This window comes from Streptomyces litchfieldiae (assembly GCF_031845365.1).
GTDB lineage: Bacteria > Actinomycetota > Actinomycetes > Streptomycetales > Streptomycetaceae > Streptomyces > Streptomyces litchfieldiae.
This window is the reverse complement of the sequence record NZ_JAVREL010000141.1, coordinates 1-411: the sequence shown is the minus strand read 5'-3', so window position 1 is coordinate 411 and position 411 is coordinate 1. Positions and strand designations below refer to the sequence as shown.

Below are 411 nucleotides of genomic sequence, written 5' to 3'. Positions count from 1 at the left end.
GTACTTGTCCACCGGAAGGAAGTTATTCGTGAACAGCTTATGCCATGCTTCATATTCTTCGCCTTCGAATGCCCATTTGGTCTGCTGTACAGCACCCATCGCTTTGGCGGTCGAATTCAGCATCGGCACCAACCAGAATCCACTACTGTAGACGCTCCCGATGGACGGAAGCAGGGTTCCTACGTAAACGCCGACCTGTGTAGCACGGTCCCAACCCCGCATACCGGTGGGTGAGAACCAAAAGCTAAATGAAGAGAGAGTCCTGTTCATGACATCGGCTGTCCCCGCTGCACCTTCAAGCCATTTGTCTACGACATCGATATTGTTGGCCACATCCGAGAGATCGGTGGCAACACGCGTCACCATCTGGCGGAGCTCACCACGGTCCGGCGGAGTAACCCGGTTGAGGCC

General features: G+C 55.0%; 1 protein-coding gene. It reads right to left on the bottom strand.

The window, feature by feature from the left end:
- Positions 1-366, bottom strand: a 366-nt coding sequence (locus RM590_RS35780; RefSeq protein ID WP_311708978.1) for a hypothetical protein, incomplete at its 3' end; no start/stop codon positions are given.
- Positions 367-411 lie beyond the last annotated feature (45 nt).